This window comes from Pseudomonas sp. FG13, assembly GCF_057809755.1.
On the sequence record NZ_JBMDKO010000010.1, the window covers coordinates 51,806 to 76,763 of the forward strand.

Annotated in this window: 13 protein-coding genes; 7 read left to right on the top strand and 6 right to left on the bottom strand. The window is 61.2% G+C overall.

What is annotated here, in order from left to right; all coding sequences use genetic code 11:
* Position 1: 1 nt before the first annotated feature.
* Both waaF and glnE read right to left on the bottom strand, forming a co-directional pair.
* Entirely contained in the window at positions 2–1,036 is a 1,035-nt protein-coding gene (gene waaF / locus ACODTO_RS11535) for a lipopolysaccharide heptosyltransferase II (protein WP_175384624.1), read from the bottom strand.
* A gap of 206 nt (positions 1,037–1,242) precedes the next feature.
* Positions 1,243–4,182, bottom strand: coding sequence for a bifunctional [glutamate--ammonia ligase]-adenylyl-L-tyrosine phosphorylase/[glutamate--ammonia-ligase] adenylyltransferase (glnE, locus tag ACODTO_RS11540; RefSeq protein ID WP_489106448.1), 2,940 nt, complete (start codon positions 4,180–4,182; stop codon positions 1,243–1,245).
* Positions 4,183–4,565: 383 nt separating this feature from the next.
* Between glnE and aceE the strand changes: the two genes are divergently transcribed.
* From aceE to msrA, 5 genes are all read left to right on the top strand, one after another.
* Positions 4,566–7,211, top strand: coding sequence for a pyruvate dehydrogenase (acetyl-transferring), homodimeric type (gene aceE / locus ACODTO_RS11545; RefSeq protein ID WP_047700433.1), 2,646 nt, complete (start codon positions 4,566–4,568; stop codon positions 7,209–7,211).
* A gap of 11 nt (positions 7,212–7,222) precedes the next feature.
* Entirely contained in the window at positions 7,223–8,857 is a 1,635-nt protein-coding gene (gene aceF / locus ACODTO_RS11550) for a dihydrolipoyllysine-residue acetyltransferase (protein ID WP_489106449.1), read from the top strand.
* Between the two features lie 407 nt (positions 8,858–9,264).
* Positions 9,265–10,644 carry an alkaline phosphatase D family protein gene (locus tag ACODTO_RS11555; RefSeq protein ID WP_489106450.1) on the top strand — a complete coding sequence of 460 codons (1,380 nt, stop codon included), beginning with the start codon at positions 9,265–9,267 and terminating at the stop codon, positions 10,642–10,644.
* A 193-nt stretch (positions 10,645–10,837) separates the two neighbouring features.
* Positions 10,838–13,531, top strand: coding sequence for a putative bifunctional diguanylate cyclase/phosphodiesterase (locus ACODTO_RS11560; protein WP_139646858.1), 2,694 nt, complete (start codon positions 10,838–10,840; stop codon positions 13,529–13,531).
* Positions 13,532–13,609: 78 nt separating this feature from the next.
* Positions 13,610–14,257, top strand: coding sequence for a peptide-methionine (S)-S-oxide reductase MsrA (gene msrA, locus ACODTO_RS11565; RefSeq protein WP_041024603.1), 648 nt, complete (start codon positions 13,610–13,612; stop codon positions 14,255–14,257).
* A gap of 141 nt (positions 14,258–14,398) precedes the next feature.
* Here the strand turns inward: msrA and ACODTO_RS11570 are convergent, their stop codons facing one another.
* The 3 genes from ACODTO_RS11570 to ACODTO_RS11580 form a co-directional block, all read right to left on the bottom strand.
* Positions 14,399–15,238, bottom strand: a complete 840-nt coding sequence (locus tag ACODTO_RS11570; protein ID WP_175361811.1) for a 23S rRNA (adenine(2030)-N(6))-methyltransferase RlmJ — start codon at positions 15,236–15,238, stop codon at positions 14,399–14,401.
* Positions 15,239–15,322: 84 nt separating this feature from the next.
* The gene (locus tag ACODTO_RS11575) at positions 15,323–16,054 is read right to left on the bottom strand and encodes a DUF4123 domain-containing protein (protein ID WP_489106451.1); all 732 of its coding nucleotides are present in this window, start codon (positions 16,052–16,054) and stop codon (positions 15,323–15,325) included.
* Positions 16,051–18,108: a type VI secretion system Vgr family protein gene (locus ACODTO_RS11580; RefSeq protein WP_489106452.1), complete on the bottom strand. Its 2,058-nt coding sequence runs from the start codon at positions 18,106–18,108 to the stop codon at positions 16,051–16,053. The genes ACODTO_RS11575 and ACODTO_RS11580 overlap by 4 nt, the downstream gene beginning before the upstream one ends.
* Positions 18,109–18,370: 262 nt before the next feature.
* Here ACODTO_RS11580 and ACODTO_RS11585 point away from each other — a divergent pair, with 262 nt between their 5' ends.
* On the top strand, positions 18,371–18,865 hold the full coding sequence (locus ACODTO_RS11585; RefSeq protein WP_139646866.1) for a DUF2165 family protein: 495 nt from the start codon (positions 18,371–18,373) through the stop codon (positions 18,863–18,865).
* A gap of 146 nt (positions 18,866–19,011) precedes the next feature.
* On the opposite strand, the gene putP is transcribed toward ACODTO_RS11585, so the two are convergent.
* Positions 19,012–20,496 (bottom strand): sodium/proline symporter PutP, encoded by a 1,485-nt coding sequence (gene putP, locus ACODTO_RS11590; protein ID WP_139646868.1) that lies wholly within the window; start codon positions 20,494–20,496, stop codon positions 19,012–19,014.
* Positions 20,497–20,953: 457 nt separating this feature from the next.
* Between putP and putA the strand changes: the two genes are divergently transcribed.
* On the top strand, positions 20,954–24,907 hold the full coding sequence (gene putA, locus ACODTO_RS11595) for a trifunctional transcriptional regulator/proline dehydrogenase/L-glutamate gamma-semialdehyde dehydrogenase (RefSeq protein ID WP_489106453.1): 3,954 nt from the start codon (positions 20,954–20,956) through the stop codon (positions 24,905–24,907).
* The last annotated feature ends 51 nt before the right edge of the window (positions 24,908–24,958 follow it).

A 24,958-nucleotide genomic window follows, 5' to 3' on the forward strand; every position in this document is an offset into this window, starting at 1 on the left:
CTTACTGGACCTCCACGGGGGTGCCCTGCAAACGTGCCAGGGCATCGTTCACCGACGGCGGCATGAGCTGACGCAGGCAATTGTAATGACCGAAGCGGCAGGTACGGTCGAAGCACGGGCTGCACTCGATGCCCAGGCGCACGACTTCGACCTTGTCGGCCAGTGGCGGCGTAAAGCCCGGCGAGGTGGAGCCGTAAACGGCAACCAACGGGCGGTTCAGGGCAGCGGCTACATGCATCAGCCCGGAATCGTTGGACACCACCGAATCGGCGCAGGACAACAGGTCGATGGCCTCCGCCAGAGACGTGTCACCGCTGAGGTTTACCGACTCTTCCCGCAGGCCCGGAATCAGCCGCGAGCGGATGTCTTCGCCCACCGAGTGATCGTTTTTCGAACCGAACAGCCAGACTTGCCAACCTTCGCGGATCTTCGCTTCGGCCACCTGGGCGTAATGATCCGCCGGCCAACGCTTGGATTCGCCGAACTCGGCACCGGGGCACAGCGCCAACACCGGGCGGTCCAGGCTCAGGCCGAACTTGGCCAGCGCCGCTTCGCGGGTCACCGGGTCGATCTGCAAGTCGGGGCGCGGGTAGGGCTTGGACAACTCGGTACCCGGCGCGTAGGCCAGGGCCATGAAACGCTCGATCATCAACGGATAGCGGTCTTTGTCCAGCGTACGCACATCGTTGAGCAGGCCATAGCGGAACTCGCCGCGCCAGCCGGTACGCTTGGGGATGCCGGCGAAGAACGGCACCAATGCGGACTTCAACGAGTTGGGCAACAGGATCGCCTGGTCATACTGACCGGCCAGGGACTTACCGATGCGCCTGCGGGTCGCCAGCTCCAGCACACCGTGACCGAGCGGAAAGCTCAAGGCCTTGCGTACTTGCGGCATGCGTTCCAGGATCGGTCGGCTCCACTCGGGGGCCAGGACGTCGATCTCGCATTGCGGGTGGAGCTGCTTCAGACACTGGAACAGTGTCTGCGCCATCACCATGTCACCGACCCAACTGGGCCCAACGATCAGAATATTCATGTGTTTTCCAAAAACGATACGGGGAGGCCTACGCCTCCCCGCCTCGAGAATCACTGTGGCCCAGGTCGTTGCCTTCTGCCTTCAATCTACAACACATCACAAATCCATTGTGGGAGCGAGCCTGATCGCGATGAGGCCGGCACCGTCAACATCAATGCCGCCTGACACTCCGCCTTCGCGAGCAGGCTCGCTCCCACATTCAATACTCAGCTCAATCCCAGCTCACGCCAGATCCGCAATACCTGTCGGCGCTCATCCACAAACTGGTCGCCGGTAATTACCCCGGCCTCTTTCTGCAAGGCCTGGCGGTGGGCGGCGGAGCGGTAGGCTTTATAGGCCTCGCGCAGCAGGGTGGCATCTTCGGGCGGCATCAGGCCAACCTCTTGCAACCCCTCCAGGATACGGATGTTATCGGTGTAGCGCGCCAGCGATGGGTGCTCCTCGGACCACGCCAGGGCGGCGTATTGCACCATAAATTCAATATCGACGATACCTCCGGCATCCTGCTTGAGATCGAAGGGCGCCGTGGCCTCGAAAGCGTTTGGTGCGGTTCCGGCGGCCGTGGCCTTGCTACCCAGGTTATCGCGCATCTTGGCCCGCATCTCGCTGACCTCCTGGCGCAACGTCGGCAGGTCGCGTTTGCGCCCCAGCACCTGGGCCCGGACTTTCTCGAAGGCCTGGCCCACATCCTGGCTGCCCACCAATACCCGGGCCCGCACCAGTGCCTGGTGCTCCCAGGTCCAGGCTTCATTCTCCTGATATCGGGCAAATGCCCCAAGGGAACTGACCAGCAACCCCGACGCCCCGGACGGCCGCAGGCGCATGTCCACTTCATATAGCTGACCGGAGTTGGTCTGGGCCGTCAGCAAATGGATGATCCGCTGACCCAGCCGGGTGAAGAACTGCGCACCGTCGATGGGCTTGGCCCCGTCGGTTTCCGCCTGGGGGTCGCCGTCGTGGATGAACACCAGGTCCAGATCGGAACCATGCCCCAATTCCAGACCGCCGACTTTCCCATAACCGACAATAATGAAGCCGGGATCGCACAGGCTGCCGTCCGTGCGCGACGGTACGCCATGCTTGGCCGCCGTCTGGCGCCAGGCCAGGGCCAGGACTTGTTCGAGAATCGCCTCGGCCAGCCAGGTCAGGTAATCGCTGACCTTCATCAACGGCAGGCTGCCGGCGATTTCCGACGCAGCCACCCGCAACCGGTGCGCCAGTTTGAAATGCCGCAGGGCCTCCATCTGTTGCTCCAGGTCATCCTCGGGAATCCGCGTCAGGCGCTCGCGCAACTCCGCCGCCAATTCCGGCGCCAACGGCGGCTTGAACAGACGACCTTCATTGAGCAACTCATCCAGCAGCAAGGGGAAACGGGTGATCTGCTCGGCGATCCACGGGCTCGCCGCGCACAGCGTCAGCAAGCGCCGCAGGGCGCCGGGGTTTTCCGTCAACAGCACCAGATAGGCCGAACGACGGGCCACTGCCTCCACCAATGGCAATACCCGTTCAAGCACCAGGTCTGGATCGGCATGTTCCACCGCCTGGGCCAGCAGGCGCGGAATGAATGCATCCAGACGTTCACGCCCCAGGCGCTGCATGGCGCGCAATTGCGGACTGGTGCGCAGGACGGCCAGGGCCTTCAGCGCCTTGGGCGCATCGACGAAACCACCCTCCTCCAACTGGCGGCACGCGGCCTCTTCGTCCTGGCTGTCTTCCCATAACGGCAACCACTCACCGCCCACCACCACTTCGCTTTCGCTGCCCTCTTCTTCATCCGGATCAGCGATGACCTGACCAAAATGCCAGGCCACGCGCCCACGCCAATACATCAATTGCTCGTGGAACGCCGGCCAGTCGGCAAAGCCCAGCATGAATGCAATGCGCGCCTGATCCTGGGGGCTGTCCGGCAACATTTGGGTCTGGCGGTCGGCGATGGCCTGGATCGCATGCTCGGTGTACCGCAGGAATTCATAGCCCTGACGCAGCTCGTCGATCACTTTGGCAGGCAGATAACCTTGGCCTTCCAGGGTGCCCAGCACTTTCAGCAACGGGCGCTGTTGCAGGCTCAGGTCGCGCCCGCCGTGGATCAACTGGAACGCCTGGGCGATGAACTCCACTTCACGGATACCGCCCGACCCCAGCTTGATGTTGTCGGCCATGCCTTTGCGCCGCACTTCCTGCTGGATCAGTTGCTTCATGGTGCGCAGCGCTTCGATGGCGGAAAAATCCAGGTAACGGCGATAAACGAACGGACGCAGCATGTCGAGCAACTGCGCACCCGCCACCTGGTCGCCCGCCACCACCCGCGCCTTGATCATCGCGTAGCGTTCCCAGTCGCGCCCCTGATCCTGGTAATACTGCTCCAGGGCGTTGAAGCTCAGCACCAGCGCACCGGCCGAGCCGTAGGGGCGCAAACGCATGTCGACGCGGAACACGAAACCGTCGACGGTTATCAGGTCCAGGGCCTTGATCAGGCGCTGACCAACGCGGATGAAGAATTCCTGGTTATCCAACGGCCGCTTCACGCCAACGGTTTCACCGCCCTCGGGATAGGCGAAGATCAGGTCGATGTCCGACGACAGGTTCAACTCCACCGCGCCCAGCTTGCCCATGCCCAGGATGACCATGTGCTGCGGGGCGCCGCTGCGCCGGCCGGTGGGCGTGCCGAATTGCTGGCAGAGACGCTGGTACAGCCATCGGTAGGCTTGGTCGATGCAGGCATCGGCCATGTCCGAAAGATCGCGGCAAGTCTGGACGAGGTCGGCCTTGCGGTTCAGGTCGCGCCAGATGATCCGCACCTGCTGGCGGGTACGCTGGCGGCGCAGGACGCGCCCCAGTTCATCCTCACTTTCGGCGGCCTGCACCGCCGCACCGATCTGCGCGCACATTTCGCCGGCGGCCAGGCTGCGGTCCAGTTCGCCACCGCGCACCAGTTCCAGTAGCATCGACGGTTCACGGAGGCTCTGCTCGATGACAAAATCACTGGCGGCCGCGACGCGATGGAACTCCTCCCAGCGTTCAGGCGTCCAGGTGGACAGCTCGAGATCGTCGCCCACCAAGGCAACTGCCGCACGGAACGACTGCTCGGCACGGCTGACCAATGACTGGAGAATTGCCGGGATTTCGGCAAGCAGAGGCAGGCTCATGGTCTATCCTTGATCGGCGCAGGAAAGGCTGGATGTAGTGTTTTTTCAAAAGCCACTACCTGATTGACTGTCGAACAAAGATGATAAATAGCTGAAAATCTGATTTTATTGGCAGTCGCCATCAAGTTTTTACCTGTTCGAGTTAGCAAAAGACCAACAGTAACGATTATTCTCACAACGAAACGAGGGGCCAAAAGCCTTTCATGTGTAGTTTTACTACTCGTCTATACATCCGAGAGGCTGAAACAGCCGACGATTTGTAGTAAAACTACACGCCGCCGAAACAACCTTCGGCAATCCAAGAATTTTATACCGTCTGCCCACAAGGCCAGTCGCAAACTCAGGCAACCGATTCTGGTAGCCTTTCCGCCCTGGAGCAAGCCATGCAAGACCTCGATCCCGTCGAAACCCAGGAATGGCTGGACGCCCTGGAATCGGTTCTCGACAAAGAAGGCGAAGACCGTGCTCATTATCTGATGACCCGTATGGGCGAACTCGCAACCCGCAGCGGTTCGCAACTGCCCTACGCCATCACCACGCCGTACCGCAACACGATCCCCGTTACCCACGAAGCACGCATGCCTGGCGACCTGTTCATGGAACGCCGCATTCGCTCGCTGGTACGCTGGAACGCGTTGGCCATGGTCATGCGCACCAACCTGAAAGATTCTGACCTGGGCGGTCACATCTCCAGCTTCGCTTCCAGCGCGACGCTGTATGACATCGGCTTCAACTACTTCTTCCAGGCCCCGACCGACGAACACGGCGGCGACCTGATCTACTTCCAGGGTCACGCATCGCCAGGCGTCTACGCCCGTGCGTTCATGGAAGGTCGTATCTCCGAAGATCAGATGAACAACTTCCGCCAGGAAGTGGACGGCAACGGCCTGTCTTCGTACCCGCACCCTTGGCTGATGCCTGACTTCTGGCAGTTCCCGACCGTTTCGATGGGTCTGGGCCCGATCCAGGCGATCTACCAGGCGCGCTTCATGAAGTACCTGGAAGCCCGCGGCTTCATCCAGCCAGGCAAACAGAAAGTCTGGTGTTTCATGGGCGACGGCGAGTGCGACGAGCCGGAATCCCTGGGGGCGATCTCCCTGGCCGGCCGCGAGAAGCTGGACAACCTGATCTTCGTCATCAACTGCAACCTGCAGCGCCTCGACGGCCCGGTTCGCGGCAACGGCAAGATCATCCAGGAACTCGAAGGCGTGTTCCGTGGCGCCCAGTGGAACGTCAACAAGGTCATCTGGGGCCGTTTCTGGGACCCACTGCTGGCCAAGGACGTCGACGGTATCCTGCAACGTCGCATGGACGAAGTCATCGACGGTGAATACCAGAACTACAAGGCCAAGGACGGCGCGTTCGTCCGCGAGCACTTCTTCAATACCCCTGAACTCAAGGCCATGGTTGCCGATCTGTCCGACGACGAGATCTGGAAACTCAACCGTGGCGGCCACGACCCGTACAAGGTCTACGCAGCGTACCACCAGGCGGTCAACCACAAGGAACAGCCCACCGTCATCCTGGCCAAGACCATCAAGGGTTATGGCACCGGTGCCGGCGAAGCGAAGAACACCGCGCACAACACCAAGAAAGTCGATGTCGACAGCCTGAAGCTGTTCCGCGATCGCTTCGACATTCCGGTGAAGGACAGCGAGCTGGAAAACCTGCCGTTCTTCAAACCTGAAGAAGGCAGTGCCGAAGCCCGTTACCTGGCCGAGCGCCGTGCCGCACTGGGCGGTTTCGTGCCACAGCGTCGCGCCAAGAGCTTCAGCGTTCCGACTCCGCCACTGGACACCCTCAAGGCGATCCTGGACGGCTCGGGCGACCGTGAAATCTCCACCACCATGGCTTTCGTGCGGATCCTCGCGCAACTGGTCAAGGACAAGGAAATCGGCTCGCGCATCGTTCCGATCATTCCGGACGAAGCCCGTACCTTCGGTATGGAAGGCATGTTCCGTCAGTTGGGCATCTACTCGTCCGTCGGCCAGCTCTACGAGCCAGTCGATAAAGACCAGGTGATGTTCTACCGCGAAGACAAGAAAGGCCAGATCCTCGAGGAAGGCATCAACGAAGCGGGCGCCATGAGTTCCTTCATTGCCGCCGGTACTTCGTACTCCAGCCACAACCAGCCGATGCTGCCGTTCTACATCTTCTACTCGATGTTCGGCTTCCAGCGTATCGGCGACCTGGCCTGGGCCGCTGGCGACAGCCGTACCCGTGGCTTCCTGATCGGCGGCACCGCTGGCCGGACCACGCTGAACGGCGAAGGCCTGCAGCACGAAGACGGCCACAGCCACATGCTGGCCGGCACCATCCCGAACTGCCGCACCTACGATCCAACCTACGGCTACGAGCTGGCGGTGATCATCCAGGACGGCATGAAGAAGATGACCGAAGAGCAACAGGACGTCTTCTACTACATCACCGTGATGAACGAGTCCTACCAGCAGCCAGCCATGCCGGCCGGCGTGGAAGCGGGCATCGTCAAGGGCATGTACCTGCTCGAGGAAGACACCCGCGAAGCGGCGCACCACGTCCAGCTGATGGGCTCCGGCACCATCCTGCGCGAAGTGCGTGAAGCGGCGAAGATTCTGCGTGAAGAGTTCAACATCGGTGCCGACGTCTGGAGCGTTACCAGCTTCAACGAACTGCGTCGCGACGGCCTGGCCGTAGAGCGCAGCAACCGCCTGCACCCTGGCCAGAAGCCGAAACTGAGCTACGTCGAAGAGTGCCTGAACGGCCGTAAAGGTCCGGTCATCGCCTCCACCGACTACATGAAGCTGTTCGCCGAGCAGATCCGCCAGTGGGTTCCTTCCAAGGAATTCAAGGTGCTGGGCACCGACGGTTTCGGCCGTAGCGACAGCCGCAAGAAGCTGCGTCACTTCTTCGAAGTCGACCGTAAGTTCGTTGTGTTGGCAGCCCTGGAAGCCCTGGCTGACCGTGGCGATATCGAACCAAAAGTGGTGGCCGAAGCCATCGCCAAGTTCGGCATCGATCCGGAAAAACGCAACCCACTGGACTGCTGAGGAGAATTTCCGTGAGCGAACTCATTCGCGTACCTGACATCGGCAGCGGTGAAGGTGAAGTAATTGAATTGTTTGTGAAGGTCGGCGACCGTATCGAAGCTGACCAGAGCATCCTGACACTTGAATCGGACAAGGCCAGCATGGAAGTGCCTGCGCCAAAGGCCGGGGTCATCAAGAGCCTGAAAGTAAAGCTGGGCGATCGTCTGAAAGAAGGCGATGAACTGCTTGAGCTGGAAGTCGAAGGCGCCGCTGCGGCGCCCGAAGCAGCCGCGCCTGTGGCTGCCCCGGCGCCGGCTGAAAAGCCTGCCGCTGCCCCGGCTGCCGCTCCGGCTCCGGCCGCTGCGCCTGCCGCCGCCACTGTCCAGGACATCCATGTTCCGGACATCGGCTCGTCGGGCAAAGCCAAGATCATCGAAGTACTGGTCAAGGCCGGCGACACCGTCGAAGCCGACCAGTCGCTGATCACCCTGGAATCCGACAAGGCCAGCATGGAAATCCCGTCGCCGGCCGCCGGTGTGGTGGAAAGCGTCGAGATCAAGCTGGAAGACGAAGTCGGTACCGGCGACCTGATCCTGAAGCTGAAAGTGGCTGGCGCCGCCGCGCCTGCCGCTCCAGCGCCAGCACCTGCTGCTGCACCGGCCAAGGCTGAAGCCGCGCCGGCTCCGGCTGCCGCGCCTGCCGCCAAGGCCGAGGCCGCGCCAGCCCCTGCCGCAGCACCTGCACCAAGCGGTGCCAAGGTGCACGCCGGCCCTGCGGTACGTCAGTTGGCCCGCGAGTTCGGTGTCGAGCTGTCCGCCGTCGGCCCGAGCGGTCCACACGGTCGCGTGCTGAAGGAAGACGTGCAGGCCTACGTCAAGGCCATGATGCAGAAAGCCAAGAATGCTCCGGCCGAAGGCGCCACCGGTGGCGCGGGCATCCCGCCGATCCCGGCAGTGGACTTCAGCCGCTTCGGCGAAACCGAAGAAGTGGCAATGACCCGCCTGATGCAAATCGGCGCGTCGAGCCTGCACCGCAGCTGGCTGAACATCCCTCACGTGACGCAGTTCGACCAGGCCGACATCACCGAGCTGGAAGCCTTCCGTGTTGCGCAGAAAGCCGTGGCTGAAAAGGCCGGCGTGAAGCTGACCGTACTGCCATTGCTGCTCAAGGCCTGCGCGCACCTGCTCAAGGAACTGCCGGACTTCAACAGCTCCCTGGCGCCAAGCGGCAAGGCTGTGATCCGCAAGAAATACGTGCATATCGGCTTCGCCGTCGACACCCCGGAAGGCCTGCTGGTACCGGTCATCCGCAACGTCGATCAGAAGAGCCTGCTGCAACTGGCTGCCGAAGCGGCTGCCCTGGCCGAAAAGGCCCGGAGCAAGAAGCTCACCGCAGACGACATGCAGGGCGCCTGCTTCACGATCTCCAGTCTCGGCCACATTGGCGGCACCGGCTTCACGCCGATCGTCAACGCGCCGGAAGTGGCGATCCTGGGTGTGTCCAAGGCCACCATCCAGCCTGTCTGGGACGGTAAAGCCTTCCAGCCCAAGCTGATGCTGCCGCTGTCGCTGTCCTACGATCACCGCGTGATCAACGGTGCCGCTGCTGCACGCTTCACCAAGCGTCTGAGCGACCTGCTGGGCGATATCCGCACCATCCTGCTGTAAACCGGACGGCCCTCCTCATGGAGGGCCATTCGAACCGCTGTTTTCCGAGCCACGCTCGTACCTCAACCCCGCCGATGGCGGGGCTTTTTTTGCCTGCTATAAACGCACCAGAACCTGAGGGAGCAAAGCTTGCTCGCGATATCGGTGGATCAGCCAATATCGTTATCGACTGAGCTCGCCCTGATCGCGAGCAAGCTTTGCTCCCACAGGGTTATCTGCCTTGACTGACAAGCATCAAGCCGTTTGCCGGCGGCCTTTCCTACGTCATCTATCAGTCATTACCCACAACTTGCGTCCCCTTCCCTATCAGCATTTATTCAGCGTCGAGCTTTAGCATCGGCACGCAGCGACAACTTTTTGCTCGCACAAGTACTTTTAAAAATGCTGCATTTCGAATGGACTCGAACATGTTCAAACCTACCGTCGGCCCGATTGTCGGCCACACCACGACCGACCATGCACGAATATTCCTGCGCGGCGACAAAGACCCCAAGCTTCCGGTATTCGCAGGACTTCGTTACAGACGCCAGGGCGATACGAAATGGACGAATGAGCACTTCATCCAGTTGCATGCCCATCGCGACATGAGCGATGTGGTCATTTTGAGAAACCTGCAAGCCGGCACCATCTATGAATACCAGGCCGGCTGGTTCACCGCGTCTCACACAGCCACCCCGGAACCGTTGCAGCAATGGCCCGTGGACATCCATCGGCTGCGCACGCCCCATGCGGAAGCTGGCACTCCACACGCTTATATCGTGGGTTCTTGCCGTTATCTGCGCATCACCGCCGGCGCTCCCTCAACCCCCGAACTCGGGGACCGCACGTTCGCCGGCATCCAGCGCATCGTGGACCAGGCCAATCCACCGATCAGCGGCGTACTGATGGCGGGGGACCAGGTTTATCTCGACGATTTGAACATTGTGGCCCCGGACCGGACCTACAAAGACATCCTGTTCAAATACCGCACTGTCTTTTCCCAGCCCCACATCAGCAAATTGATGTCCACCGTACCGACCTACATGATCCTCGACGACCATGAAATCGAAGACAACTGGCCCGCCAACAGACAAGTCAACGACGACATTCTCTACGCCAACGCCATGAGCGCTTACGACCTCTATCAAGCCAGCCATAGCCCGGCCCACGTACTATCAAGCGACGGCATATTGAGCAGGTCATTGCCGCACTACTGGTATCAGTTCGCTCACGGCGATATCGAGTGGTTCGTCACCGACAGCCGGACACGACGCAACTTGTCGAGGGCCGACCGGCGCATCCTGGATATCGAGCAGGAGCGGTCGTTGCTCGAATGGCTGGTGAACAGCACCGCCCGGGTCAAATTCATCGTCACCAGCGTCATGTTCTACCCCGACCGCACACTCGATGATGGCGACGCCTGGCAGGCCTTCCCGCAACAGCGCCTGCGACTGCTGGAATGCATTCGTCGCCATGGGATAAAAAACGTGATCTTCGTGTCCGGTGATGTCCATGGTTCCATGACCAGCCGACTGTGTCACAGCCAGGATCCTGACTTCGAGGTCCATGCCATCGTCGCCTCGCCGTTTTGCAACAGCGAACTGCTGCCTTACGCCGCCGCCTCGAATTTTATTTTCAAGGCCCCCATGGCCCGGACCGAAAACGGTGACTACCACTATGAGCTGACCGGCACAGTGGTCAGCCAGGACAACTTCGCACATCTGCATGTCGCGGCCCAGAGCATTCACGTGACCTTTCACGACCGTGACGGTTACCCTTTGCAGAAGGTCCATATCCCGTTGCGCTGACGAACGGTAGCCCCCGCCAGGCCCTCTGATCGGCTGGCGACTGGAGAAATCCGCTTGTCGGCCGATAAGGTTTATAGCACTTAGCCTTCATCTCTCTTGTCAGCCAGTGTCGCAATGATGCAACCTTGCGGCAATCCTTGATAACGAGGGGCGTCAGCCCGGCGCGATCAGCATTCTCGAAGCGAGTTTCCCCATGAAAAGCCAACCCGATGCCGCCAGCCGTATGGCGGCCGAGGTAGTGACGCAGTTACCGGTGCCCTCGCGGCTCGGTATGCTGCGTTTCGAGCGGCTGAATGAAGCGAGCTGGGCACTGCTGTTCCTCGATCCCAATTGCGAACGTTACTTTGGCCTGCCGGCGGTTGAGCTTTGCTCGTTGGTCAGCTCGCCCTATGCCAGCCTGATGGAGCCTGAAGCGCGCTATCAACTGCATGATGCCATTCAAGAACAGCTGGCCCAGGCCTCGCATTACCTGATCCGCTATACGCTTCACACCGCCAAGGGCCCCATGAACCTGCTGGAAATGGGTGAAGCGTACAAACAGCACAATCGCCACCTGCTGCGCGGCTATCTGCTGACGGTGGACAGCCTGCTGCAAAACGAGCCATCGATGCCGGCCCTCGATCTGGAGACCCAGAACTCGCGCCTGCAGATAGCCTTGGAGCTGAACCAGCGCGCCCAACAGGAACAGCTTCAGCATCTGGACCGCGTCCGTGCCCAACAGGACCTCATCCTGCTGCTGACTCGCCAGCGCTACAGCGCCAATAATTCCTTGCTGGAAGCCGCCGAACTCATCACCCGCAGCGCCTGCGACATCTACCAGATCGATTGCGCCAGCATCTGGAACCTGGAGGACAACAAGCTGGTGCCGATCTCCGCCTATAACCGCGCTTCCCAGGAGTACTTTCGGCCAGACGCGATCGATGCCAATGAGTATCCCGACTACATGGAAGCGCTGCAGACCTGCCGCGCCATCGATGCCCACAACGCGACACGCGATCCACGCACCCGGGAAATGGCTGAAAGCCTGCGCGCCCGCAACGTCAACGCCATGCTTGATGCCAGCGTGCGAATCGACGGTCAGGTGGTGGGCGTGCTGTGCCTGGAGCAGGTAGGCGCCACCCGTGCCTGGCAGTCGGACGAGATCGCCTTTGCCGGTGAACTGGCGGACCAGTTCGCCCAGGTCATCAACAACCACAACCGACGCATCGCCACCAGCGCCCTGCACTTGTTCCAACGTGCCGTGGAGCAAAGCGCCAACGCCTTCCTGCTGGTCAACTGCGACGGCGTGGTGGAGTACGTCAACCCGAGCTTCACCGCCATCACCCAATACACCACCGAGGAAGTCCACGGCCAACGCCTGTCCGAACTGCCGGCCCTGGAAAACCTCAGCGAGCTGCTGTTCGACGCGCCCTCGGCCCTGGCCCAGAGCAATAGCTGGCAAGGCGAGTTCAAGAGCCGACGCAAGAACCTGGAACCCTACTGGGGCCAACTGTCGATTTCCAAGGTCTACGGCGACAACCGCGAGCTGACCCACTACATCGGCATCTACGAAGACGTTACCCAGACCAAACTGGCCCAGCAGCGTATCGAACGCCTGGCCTACACCGACAACCTGACCAACCTGGGCAACCGCCCGGCGTTCATTCGCAACCTCGATGAACGCTTCGCCCGGGACAGCGACTCGCCCATCAGCCTGCTGCTGGTGGACATCGACAACTTCAAGCGCATCAATGACAGCCTCGGCCACCAGACCGGTGACAAACTGCTGATCAGCCTGGCCCGACGCTTGCGCAACAGCCTGAGCCCCAGCGGCAGCCTGGCACGCTTCGCCAGTAATGAATTCGCCGTGCTGCTGGACGACACCGACCTGGAGGCCGGGCAGCAGGTCGCCAGCCAGTTGTTGATGACGCTCGACAAGCCGATGTTCGTCGATAACCAATTGATCAGCGTGACCGGTTCCGTGGGCCTGGCCTGTGCCCCGCTGCACGGCCGCGATCCCCAGACCCTGATGCGCAACGCCGGACTCGCCCTGCACAAGGCCAAGGCCAACGGCAAGCATCAGGTCCAGGTCTTCACCGAAGCACTGAACGCCGAGGCCAGCTACAAGCTGTTCGTGGAAAACAACCTGCGCCGCGCCCTGACCCAGAACGAGCTGGACGTGTTCTACCAGCCCAAGCTGTGCCTGCGCAGCGGCCGTCTGCTGGGCATGGAAGCGCTGCTGCGTTGGAACCATCCGGAAAAGGGCATGATCCGACCGGACCAGTTCATCAGCGTGGCCGAAGAAACCGGCCTGATCATCCCCATCGGCAAATGGATCGCCCGCCAGGCCTGCCGCATGAGCAAGCAATTGACCGCCGCTGGCCTGGGCAACCTGCAGGTGGCGATCAACCTGTCACCTAAACAGTTCTCCGACCCGGACCTGGTTGCCTCGATTGCCAGCATCCTCAAGGAAGAACAACTGCCCGCACGGCTGCTGGAGCTGGAGCTGACCGAAGGCCTGCTGCTGGAAGCCACTGAAGACACCCACCTGCAACTCGACCAGCTCAAGCGCCTGGGCCTGACCCTGGCCATGGACGACTTCGGTACCGGCTACTCGTCCCTGAGCTACCTGAAGAAATTCCCGATCGACATCATCAAGATCGATCGCAGCTTCATCCATGAGATCCCGGACAACCAGGACGACATGGAAATCACCTCCGCGGTGATCGCCATGGCCCACAACCTGAAGCTCAAGGTCGTGGCCGAAGGGGTCGAAACCGCCCAGCAACTGACTTTCCTGCGTCGCCATCGCTGCGATGTCGGCCAGGGCTACTTGTTCGACCGGCCAATCCCCGGCGCGGAGCTGATCGAGAAGCTCAAGCGCTACCCGCGCGGTCCAATTGACTGACAGCGCTGTAACACTCGGGCACACTGACAGTCTTATTGCTTGAACTCGCTCAACTCAATCTGACTGAGAGGACTGATGATGGCCCTGCGCTCGGAAATTCTGGTGAACAAAAACGTGCTCCCTACTCAAGAACAAGCTCTGCCTGGCCGTGAAACCCCGATCAAGGTTCCGGATCAGCATTTCGTCAACGGCAACCCGCTGCTCGGCCCGTTTCCGGGCAACGTAGAATTCGCGATTTTCGGCCTGGGCTGTTTCTGGGGCGCGGAACGTCGCTTCTGGCAGCGTGACGGGGTCTACAGCACCTCGGTGGGCTACGCCGGCGGCTTCACCCCCAACCCGACCTACGAAGAGGTCTGCTCGGGCCTGACCGGCCACAGCGAAGTGGTACTGGTGGTCTACGAACCGGAAAAGGTCAGCTACGAAGAACTGCTGGCAATGTTCTGGGAACTGCATAACCCAACCCAGGGCATGCGCCAGGGCAACGACATTGGCACCCAATATCGCTCGGTAATCTATTGCACCAAGCCCGAGCAACTGGAAGCGGCGAAGAAGAGCAAGGCGGTGTTCCAGGCTGAACTGACCAAGGCCGGCCTCGGTGAAATCACCACCGAAATCGATGAAGCGCCGACGTTCTACTACGCCGAGGCTTACCACCAACAGTACCTGGCGAAGAACCCCGAGGGCTATTGCGGGATTGGCGGGACGGGCGTGACCTGCCCGATCTGACTTTCGAGCCTCGAAAAGCTTCGCGAGCAAGCCCGCTCCCACAAGGGATTTGTGTTCAGGCGCATACCGGATTCTTCCGAATCAGTGTGGGAGCGAGCCTGCTCGCGATGGCGTCCTGCCAGACAGCATCAAACTCGCGGATCAGCGCTCGGCAATCAACCAATCCATCTGCCAGCCACCTTGGGTCTGGCCAAGCTTTTTCGACAGCCACGGCAGCAACTCACGCAATTCCTCCTCCAACCCCCATGGCGGGTTGGCAATCGCCAGGCCGGAGCCGTTCAGGCTGTCGGGTGTGGCGAGTGGATGTACCAGCAACTCCACTCGTAACAGCTTTGGCGCGCCCGTGCCGGCCAGGTCCTGGTAGAAGCGACGCAGCATCCGCTGATCCTTCACCGGGTACCAGATCGCTGCCACCGTCTGACGCATCCGGCCAATGGCCTCCTTGAGGGAGGCGGCACAGCGTTGCATTTCGTCGAGCTTCTCGAAGGGCGGATCGATCAGCATCAAGCCGCGCTTTTCCGCCACCGGCAGCAAGGCGCGAGGCACGTGCCAACCTTCACCCAGATGCACCGCCACACGGCGATCGCCCTTCATGTTGTCCTTGAGCAGCACACCGTCTTCAGGGTGTTTTTCATTGAGCAAGACCCGATCCTGCGGGCGCGTCAGACGCCGCGCCAACTCCGGCGAGCCCGGGTAATAGCGCAACTGTCCGTCTGGGTTCATCTCGCGCAGCACATTCATGTAGTCGGCGGTCAGCGGCGGTAGATCGTCCTGCCCCCACAAGCGCGCGATGCCTTCCAGGTATTCACCGGTACGATTGGCCTGGTCGCCCTGCAAGTCATATAACCCGATGCCCGCATGGGTATCGAGGTAGGCGAACGGCTGCTCCTTGCGAGCCATCAGCGCGATCAGGCGGGTCAAGGTCAGGTGTTTGAACACATCGGCGTGATTACCGGCGTGGAAGGCGTGGCGATAGTTCATGGCGGCTCCTGCGAAGGGCGACGAGTTTACCGCGAAGCGCGTCGAACGTCAGGGTTTCGCAGCCGAGCGGGCACAGGCATCTACTCAGCCGAACTCTTGCATCAGGTACCCAGGCAGTTGCGCCTTTACCCCATGAACCGCCCCATGCACCTCAAGAAAATGTGCAAGCTTGCGCCGCAGGATGCGCTCGTCGACCCGCTCGGACAGGTACGGATGCTCCTCGCCCAACCACCTGAGCAGGTTATCCAGCAGGCAGTCCGTCGTGCCCCCCGTCAATGTTTTCAACAGCAAGGCTGGCACCTCCCACCAGGGGAACGCTCGTGGCGGCCGTTGAACATTTCCCATGATCTCCAAGGGCCGACCGTTGATCAGGCAACGACTGATGACCGGCAGCAACTGTCCGGCATCGACTTCGTCGGATTGCAGGAGAGGCAGCACATAACGTCCATCCCAAAAGCGAAAAAAGGCCGATCGGCCGCCAGGCAACAGCACCTGGGTGAGCCCACGCAAATGTTCGACAAGGACTTCCTGCCCCACCGAGGACACCGCCAACCACCCCCAATCGAGCGAGTCGGTCGTCGCAACCCAATGAAGAAAATCACTGTCCGCAGCGACCACGCCGACATAAGGCATGACAGGTTCCCAGTCGGCATAAGGCGTCTCGGCCCAGATCGGACTGGGGCCAAGCGCCATCGAACGCCTCCAGGTCGCCAACGGCATGGCGTCGCTGGCATTGCTGAAGATGGCGAACAGCTGCTCGGACGCTTGCAACGGGCGCTGTCGAAGCCAAGCGTGGGGCGACTGACCCGTACTCATGGACGCTCCTGAATATCAGCCAGCCCGGAAAGCGCGGACAACGGCGCACAGACGCCGTCCTTGCACCGCTCACACTCCTCGCAGAACGGCGCCTGGCCTTGCAGGCTGAGGATTTGCGCCAATGACAGTGGAGCGGCTACGGCGGCCACAAGCCTTTCGGGATGACCCGGCGAACCCGGCGCGGCGCTTGTGACCGCCATCGGCCCACCACCGACCTCGATGGGCACACTGCTGAAAATTCCCCCCGCACCGATGCTGATCCAGTGTCCACCGGCCTGGATGGTTGCGCTGGCGCCGCCGTCCAGCACGATCTGCTGACCAGCGCTGACATGGAAATGCTGGCTGGCACTGACCGCCTGACGGGCCACGCGAATGTGCCGCTCGCCAGTCACCACCAAATGATCGTCTTGCCTGACTTCAACCTGGCGCCGCCCATGGGTGATACGCAACTCTTCGGCCTTGAGTTCATGCCGCGCCGTGCCGCAGACCACAACGCTGCGCTCGTGATCGACCTGCACGCGCTGGTCATGGAGCACATGCTGGGTCCAGTTTCGCTGGGCCCGCAGGTAGATCTCCTCGGCCCCCTTGCGGTCCTCGATCCGCAGCTCGTTGTAACCGCCCCCGCCGGGGCTGCTCTGGCTGCGCAATATGCTGCGTGTCTTATCCGCCGGCAGATCCAGCGGCAACGGGTTGGCACCGTTGGGCAAGCAACCCACCACCAGTGGCTTGTCCACATCGCCATCCATGAACCCCACCAGAACCTCCATGCCGACCCGGGGAATCATCACGCCGCCATATCGATCATGGGCCCAGCCGGTGGCCACCCGCAGCCAGCAACTGGAATGCTCGTCACGCTTGCCGTCGCGATCCCAGATCATCTGCACCTTGATCCGTCCGAACTCGTCGCAATGAATTTCGCTGTCGACAGGCCCGCTCACCACCGCAGGCTGATAGCCGTGGGCGGGGGGCTTCTCATGAAGCAGCGGCGGACGAAAGAAAACGTCCCATGGCGTCGCCAGAAAGGTATTGCTATAGCCCTGGAACTCATCCTCGCCATCCGCGACCGTGTCCTCCAGCACTTGCGGCTGGCGACCCCGGTGGGTGATCTGGGTCAGGAGCCACAGGTCGTTCCACTGTGCCCGCGGGTGCCCATCGATTTGCATGAAGTGCCCACTGACGAGTGCGCATTGGTCGCTGCGCCCTTCGGCCAGGCGGCAATCAGCGCCATGACGCTCCAAGGCGCGCCGGGTCAGGTGCCGACCATGCTCGCGGTCGGAAAAAAGACCGGGGTAGCGATAGTCCTCCAGCACGGGTTGCTGTTGGCTGTCGAGGCTGGTTTGCAAGGACAGGCTGGGGTTACGGAAATCGTAATCGCACAGTGTCACAACGCTGGTCCGGGTCTGGAGTCGAACAGCCAGCCGCTTGATCGACGGCGCCCCCGCAGCCATGCCACTGCCCGGCAGATACAGCGTCGACTCGGGCAAGCGGGGGAACACCGTCTGGTCGTCGCCAAAAACCAGCAGGTGGCCGTCGGGGCTGTGGCGGAAGTGGTAATGAATACCGACCTCGGCACAGATCCGCTCGATGAACGCCAGATCACTTTCACCGTATTGCACACAGTATTCCCGCTCGGGGTATTGCCCACCGAGGCTGAACTGAAACGCATCGCCATGGATGCCATGGTCCTTCAAGACCTGCGCAATGATCGACGGCACGCTCAAGTGCTGGAAAATCCGCCGGTTGATACGGTGACGCAGGTACGCCAGGCGCGGCACCAGGCTGATCTGGTAACGGGTCAGGCGCTTGCCCGAATCGCCCTGGGCTACGCTGTAGACCTGGCCGTGGATGCCACGCCCCTGCTGATCGAAGGTCAGGTAGGCCTGGCGATGCAGTAGCGCCTCCAATGCCAGGTCCGGTCGTTCGCTCACCAGTTCCAGGTCAAAGCGATAGGGTTGGCTGATGGTTTCCTGGCCCGTGAACTCAAGCACCTTTAGCTCATTTGGCCCGCTGTCGAGCGTCAGGGTGAAACGCGGTGAGTTGGCAGGCGCGAACATCCGATGTATCTCAGCAGAATGAAAGGCGGGCGATTCTGCATGAGCCAAGCGGAGAGTTGACGGGACGTCATGAAAAACAGATTTACCTTACAAACAGGGGGATAGAAGCTGCAAAAGCGCGCTGTATTTTCCGATAGACACTTTCTGCGTCACGACCAGCCGTCGCACGAATGAATCCGTGGTTTCTTACACCAAGACGGCACTCGGTACTTCACGTGAGCGTGATAACGTTCCGTTGTCGCAAAAAGCAAAGGACGCCCCCATGACGGCACGTTACGCAAAAATCGCAATGATCCTGGCACTCGCCGCGTTCGCCTTCCTGACCGTGTTCAACAATGTCACGGACTACCGCTCCAACTTCAATTTCGTCCAACACGTGCTGAGCATGGATACCACTTTCCCGGATAACGCCGCCCGTTACCGCGCCATCACCCAGCCATGGCTGTGGCACGGCGCCTACTGGCTGATCATCCTCGGCGAAGCGATCACGGCCGGGTTGCTGGGTTATGGTGCCCTGGAGTTGTGGTTGGCACGCCGAGCCGATGCCAGGGTTTTCGCGCAAGCCAAACGCTGGGGCATCGCCGGCCTGACGGTGGGATTCTTCGTCTGGTTCTTTGGTTTCATGGTCATCGGTGGCGAATGGTTTCTGATGTGGCAATCGGAAATCTGGAATGGCCAGGATGCCGCGTTCAGGTTCTACATGGCGCTACTGGGCGTTTTGATCTTTCTCAATCAACCCGATGCAGATTCGCACTGACGCGCCGCTATCGCGAGCAGGCCCGCTCCCACAAGAATTGGCGATGTCCCCAGGAGATCACGCATAAAAAAACGGCCCGTCTCCATTGGCGACGGGCCGTTTCTCGGTACAACCTTCAGCGAGTCATCAGTGCTCGCCGAACAGACTTACTGATTCAGGCGGAAATCTTTTTCGGCCGCTTCGAAGCGCTGCAGCATACCGGTGGTAGGCGCGCCCATCTTGCTGACGAAGTAGATGGCCAGGCTGGCGAAGATGAAGCCCGGGATGATTTCGTACAGGCCCAGCAGCTCGAAGTGCTTCCAGACGATCACGGTAACCGCCCCCACCAGGATCCCGGCCAATGCGCCGTTACGGGTCATGTTTTTCCAGATCACGGAGATCAGGACCACAGGACCGAAAGCGGCACCGAAACCGGCCCAAGCGTAGCTCACCAGACCCAGCACACGGTTGCTCGGGTTGGCAGCCAGGGCAATGGCGACCAACGCCACCAGCAGCACCATGGCACGACCGACCCAGACCAGTTCCACCTGGGAAGCGCTCTTGCGCAGGAAAGTCTTGTAGAAGTCTTCGGTCAGGGCGCTGGAGCACACCAACAACTGGCAGCTCAAGGTACTCATCACGGCTGCCAGGATGGCCGACAGCAGTACACCGGCAATCCATGGGTTGAAGAGGATCTTCGCCAACTCGATGAACACGCGCTCAGGGTTCTCGCTTACAGGACCGGCCACATCCGGATGTGCAGAGAAGTACGCGATGCCGAAGAAGCCGACGGCCACGGTGCCGCCCAGGCACAGGATCATCCAGGTCATGGAGATACGACGGGCCTTGGCGATGGACTTGACCGAATCAGCGGCCATGAAGCGCGCCAGGATGTGCGGCTGGCCGAAGTAGCCCAGGCCCCAGCCCATCAGCGAGATGATGCCGATGAAGGTGGTGTTCTTCAGCATGTCGAACGACGTCGGGTCTTTCGCCTCGATGGCCAGGAACGTGGTATCCACGCCGCCGGTGGCCAGCAATACGATGATCGGTGTCAGGATCAGCGCGAAGATCATCAGGGTGGCTTGTACCGTATCGGTCCAGCTCACAGCCAGGAAACCACCCACGAACGTGTAGGCGATGGTCGCTGCGGCACCGGCCCACAATGCGGTCTCGTAGGACATGCCGAAAGTGCTTTCGAACAGGCGGGCACCGGCCACGATGCCGGAGGCGCAATAGATGGTGAAGAACACCAGGATCACCACCGCAGAGATGATGCGCAGCAGGCCGCTCTTGTCTTCGAAACGGCTGGCGAAGTAATCCGGCAGCGTCAGCGCGTCGCCGTTATGCTCGGTCTGTACCCGCAGGCGACCGGCGACGAACAGCCAGTTCAGGTAGGCACCGATGACCAGGCCGATGGCGATCCAGCTTTCCGACAGGCCGGACATATAGATGGCACCGGGCAAACCCATCAACAACCAGCCACTCATGTCCGAGGCACCGGCGGACAATGCGGTCACGACGCTGCCCAGGCTGCGGCCGCCCAGGATGTAATCGGAAAGGTTGTTGGTGGAGCGATAAGCCATCAGGCCGATCAGGACCATGGCTGCGATGTAGATCACGAAGGTGATCAGGGTAGGATTACTAACACTCATGAGTTACGCCCTGGCTTTGTTTTTATGTAGCGGTGGCAGAGAAAGCGTCGACAACAGACGTGTGGCGACGATTTGCAGGCCCGCGAATTTATGACTGATGTTTCCCCAGGAAAGCCATCAGCCGATGCCCCTCGGCTTGGAACCGGTTGCACCTTGGCCGCGAATGCTATTCAACAAACGAAATAAGGTGCAACCAGTTTCGTTCAAATCAGTTGCACCTGATCGGTTTTCTCGAAAAAACCGTTTTTTTTGCTCCCTTTTAGTGCAGACAACCAGGGTCGGCTAGAAGCCAAAGCACTAAGGCGGTGCGAGATAGGCGTGCCGGACTTTTATTCCTGACAGGCTGCTTAATATTTCGTCAAAAAAAGGGTTGCACCCGGTTGCACCTCAATCAGCGCGCAGCTAATCTTGCGCCAGCTGATGCCACGCCGTACGTGGTAAACATGAGGATAAAAATATGGCTACCACCACCCTTGGGGTCAAACTCGATGACCCGACCCGCGAACGCCTGAAGGCCGCCGCAACCTCGATTGATCGCACGCCTCACTGGCTGATCAAGCAGGCAATTTTCAATTACCTGGAAAAACTCGAGGGTGGTGCAACCCTGACCGAACTGAACGGCTCGGTCCGCGCAGAGGGCGACGACGCTGGCGATGTCCAGGTCGACCACGCCCACCAGTGCTTCCTGGAGTTTGCCGAGAGCATCCTGCCGCAATCGGTGCTGCGCGCCTCCATCACCGCCGCTTACCGTCGCCCCGAGCCGGAAGTGGTGCCTATGCTGATCGAACAGGCTCGCCTGCCGGCCGAAATGGCCGAAGCCACCAACAAGCTGGCGGCGTCGATTGCGGAAAAACTGCGCAACCAGAAAAGTGCTGGCGGTCGTGCCGGTATTGTCCAGGGCCTGCTGCAAGAATTCTCCCTGTCGTCCCAGGAAGGCGTGGCGCTGATGTGCCTGGCCGAAGCACTGCTGCGTATCCCGGACAAAGGCACACGCGATGCGTTGATCCGCGACAAGATCAGCACCGGCAACTGGCAACCGCACCTGGGCAACAGCCCGTCGCTGTTCGTCAATGCCGCGACCTGGGGCCTGCTGTTGACGGGCAAGCTGGTCGCCACCCACAACGAAGCCGGCCTGACGTCGTCCCTGAGCCGTATCATCGGTAAAAGCGGCGAGCCGATGATCCGCAAGGGCGTCGACATGGCCATGCGCCTGATGGGCGAGCAATTCGTCACCGGCGAAACCATCGCAGAAGCCCTGGCCAACGCCAGCAAATTCGAGTCCAAGGGTTTCCGCTATTCCTACGACATGCTGGGTGAAGCCGCACTCACCGAACATGACGCCCAGAAATACCTGGCCTCGTACGAACAAGCCATCCATTCGATCGGCAAGGCCTCCCATGGCCGCGGGATCTATGAAGGCCCTGGCATCTCCATCAAGCTGTCGGCCCTACATCCGCGCTACAGCCGCGCCCAGTACGAACGCGTCATGGAGGAGCTGTACCCACGCCTGCTGTCGCTGACCCTGTTGGCCAAGCAATACGACATCGGCCTGAACATCGACGCCGAAGAAGCCGACCGCCTCGAACTGTCCCTGGATCTGCTGGAGCGCCTGTGTTTCGAGCCGAAGCTGACTGGCTGGAACGGCATCGGTTTCGTCATCCAGGCGTACCAGAAGCGCTGCCCGTATGTGATCGACTACGTCATCGACCTGGCCCGCCGCAGCCGCCATCGCCTGATGATTCGCCTGGTAAAAGGCGCCTACTGGGACAGCGAGATCAAACGTGCCCAGGTCGAAGGACTGGAAGGCTATCCGGTGTATACCCGCAAGGTGTACACCGACGTTTCCTACATCGCTTGCGCGCGCAAACTGCTGTCGGTGCCGGAAGTCATCTACCCGCAGTTCGCGACACACAACGCCCATACTCTGTCGGCCATCTATCACATCGCCGGTCAGAACTATTACCCGGGCCAGTATGAATTCCAGTGCCTGCACGGCATGGGCGAACCGCTGTACGAACAGGTTGTAGGCAAGGTTTCCGAAGGCAAGCTGAACCGTCCATGCCGCGTGTACGCACCAGTCGGCACCCACGAGACGCTGCTGGCCTACCTGGTTCGTCGCTTGCTGGAAAACGGCGCCAACACCTCGTTCGTCAACCGCATCGCCGACCAGTCGATTTCCATTCAGGAACTGGTGGCCGACCCGGTCGCCAGCATCGAGCAGATGGCGACCGTGGAAGGCGGTTTCGGCCTGCCGCACCCACGCATTCCGCTGCCACGCGACCTGTACGGCAGTGAGCGCGCCAACTCCAGCGGCATCGACATGGCCAACGAACATCGCCTGGCCTCGCTGTCCTGCGCCCTGCTGGCGACAGCCCATAACGAATGGAAAGCCGCACCGATCCTCGGTTGCGCCGCCAGCGAAGAAACCCCGGCACCGGTGCTGAACCCATCCGACCACCGCGACGTGGTCGGCCAGGTGCAGGAAGCCACGGTTGCAGACGTCGACAACGCCATCCAGTGCGCCCTCAACGCCGCACCGATCTGGCAAGCCACACCACCGGCGGAGCGCGCTGCGATTCTCGAGCGTGCCGCCGATCTGATGGAAGGCGAGATCCAGCCCCTGATGGGCCTGCTGGCCCGTGAAGCCGGCAAGACCTTCGCCAACGCCATCGCCGAGGTCCGTGAGGCGGTGGACTTCCTGCGCTACTACGCGGTGCAGGCGCGCAACGATTTCACCAACGATGCCCACCGCCCGTTGGGCCCCGTGGTCTGCATCAGCCCATGGAACTTCCCCCTGGCGATCTTCAGCGGCCAGGTCGCCGCTGCGTTGGCCGCCGGCAACCCGGTATTGGCCAAGCCGGCCGAACAAACGCCGCTGGTTGCCGCCCAAGCCGTACGCCTGCTGCTCGAAGCCGGCATTCCGGAAGGTGTGCTGCAACTGCTGCCGGGCCGTGGCGAAACCGTCGGCGCCCGATTGGTGGGCGATGAGCGGGTCAAGGGCGTGATGTTCACCGGTTCCACCGAAGTCGCCCGCCTGCTGCAACGTAACATCGCCGGTCGCCTGGACAACCAGGGTCGTCCGATCCCGCTGATCGCAGAAACCGGCGGCCAGAACGCCATGATCGTCGACTCCTCGGCCCTGACCGAACAAGTGGTGATCGACGTGGTGTCGTCGGCCTTCGACAGCGCCGGTCAGCGCTGCTCGGCCCTGCGGGTCCTGTGCTTGCAGGAAGATTCAGCAGACCGTGTCATCGAAATGCTCAAGGGCGCCATGGCCGAATCCCGCCTCGGCAATCCCGAGCGCCTGTCCGTCGACATCGGTCCGGTGATCGATGCCGAAGCCAAGGCCGGCATCGAGAAGCACATCCAGGCCATGCGCGACAAAGGTCGCACCGTGTACCAGATGGCAATCGCCGACAGTGACGAGTGCAAGCGCGGCACCTTCGTGATGCCAACCCTCATCGAGCTGGAAAGCTTCGATGAGTTGCAGCGCGAGATCTTTGGTCCGGTGCTGCACGTGGTGCGCTACAAGCGCAAGGAGCTGGACCAGTTGATCAACCAGATCAATGCCTCCGGCTATGGCCTGACCCTGGGCGTGCACACCCGCATCGACGAAACCATCGCCAAGGTGATCGACAACGTCCATGCCGGCAACGTCTACGTGAACCGCAACATCGTCGGTGCCGTGGTCGGTGTACAGCCGTTCGGTGGTGAAGGCCTGTCGGGCACCGGTCCGAAGGCCGGTGGTCCGCTGTACCTGTACCGTTTGCTGTCGACACGACCGACCGATGCGATCCAGCAGTCCTTCGTGCGTAGCGACGCCGCCAGCGCACCGGACGTGCGCTTGCGCGAAGCCATGAGCAAACCGCTGACCGCCCTGCAAGCCTGGGCCGACAGCCAGAAGCTCGCCGAACTGAGCACTCTGTGCGTGCAGTTTGCGGCTCAATCGCAAAGCGGTATCACCCGCCAACTGACCGGCCCGACCGGCGAGCGCAACAGCTACGCCATCCTGCCACGCGAGCACGTGCTCTGCCTGGCCGACGTGGAAGGCGATCTGCTGACGCAACTGGCCGCCGTGCTGGCCGTGGGTGGCTCGGCCGTGTGGCCGGAAACCGACACGAGCAAGGCCTTGTTCGCACGCTTGCCGAAGGACATCCAGGCGCGCATCCAGCGTGTATCCGACTGGACCAAGGACGATGTGGTGTACGACGCGGTCCTGCATCACGGCGACTCGGATCAACTGCGCAGCGTTTGCCAGCAAGTGGCCAAGCGTGCCGGTGCCATCGTCGGCGTCCATGGCTTGTCCCAGGGGGAAACCGGCATCGCGCTGGAACGCCTGGTGATCGAGCGGGCGTTGAGCGTCAACACCGCTGCGGCGGGTGGTAACGCCAGCCTGATGACCATCGGTTAACGCCTTAGGCTGGGCAGCCGCAATGGTTGTCCAGCCTGCACAGCCTTGTGT